Consider the following 1,035-nt stretch of genomic DNA (forward strand, 5'->3'; position numbering starts at 1 on the left):
GCAGCAATTGACCTGCGTTGCGTAAACATGGTTGCTGATCTGTGGCACGCGCCTGCGCCGAAAAACGGTCAGGCCGTTGGCACCAACACCATTGGTTCTTCCGAGGCCTGTATGCTCGGCGGGATGGCGATGAAATGGCGTTGGCGCAAGCGTATGGAAGCCGCAGGTAAACCGACCGATAAACCAAACCTGGTGTGCGGCCCGGTGCAAATCTGCTGGCATAAATTCGCCCGTTACTGGGATGTGGAATTGCGCGAGATCCCTATGCGCCCCGGTCAGTTGTTTATGGATCCGAAACGGATGATTGAGGCCTGCGACGAAAACACCATCGGCGTGGTGCCGACTTTCGGCGTGACCTACACCGGTAACTATGAGTTCCCGCAACCGCTGCACGATGCGCTGGATAAATTCCAGGCCGACACCGGTATCGACATCGATATGCATATCGACGCTGCCAGCGGTGGCTTCCTGGCACCGTTCGTCGCCCCGGATATCGTCTGGGACTTCCGCCTGCCACGCGTGAAATCGATCAGTGCTTCTGGTCATAAATTTGGTCTGGCTCCGCTGGGCTGCGGCTGGGTTATCTGGCGTGACGAAGAAGCACTGCCGAAAGAGCTGGTGTTTAACGTTGACTATCTCGGCGGGCAAATCGGGACTTTTGCCATCAACTTCTCGCGTCCGGCGGGTCAGGTGATTGCCCAGTACTATGAATTCCTGCGCCTCGGTCGTGAAGGCTACACCAAAGTGCAGAACGCCTCTTATCAGGTCGCCACTTACCTGGCGGATGAAATCGCTAAACTGGGACCGTATGAGTTCATCTGCACCGGTCGCCCGGACGAAGGTATCCCGGCGGTTTGCTTCAAACTGAAAGACGGGGAAGATCCGGGATACACCCTGTATGACCTCTCTGAACGTCTGCGCCTGCGCGGCTGGCAGGTTCCAGCCTTCACCCTTGGCGGTGAAGCCACTGACATCGTGGTGATGCGTATTATGTGTCGTCGTGGCTTCGAAATGGACTTCGCTGAACTGTTGCTG

1 protein-coding gene is annotated in these 1,035 nt (G+C 56.8%); it reads left to right on the forward strand.

Features of this window, described 5'->3' with window-relative positions:
* Nucleotides 1–1,035: glutamate decarboxylase (locus A9587_RS24200; RefSeq protein WP_105281992.1), on the forward strand; the 1,035-nt coding region annotated here is incomplete at both ends.

The organism is Escherichia sp. MOD1-EC6162, from assembly GCF_002965125.1.
GTDB lineage: Bacteria > Pseudomonadota > Gammaproteobacteria > Enterobacterales > Enterobacteriaceae > Escherichia > Escherichia marmotae.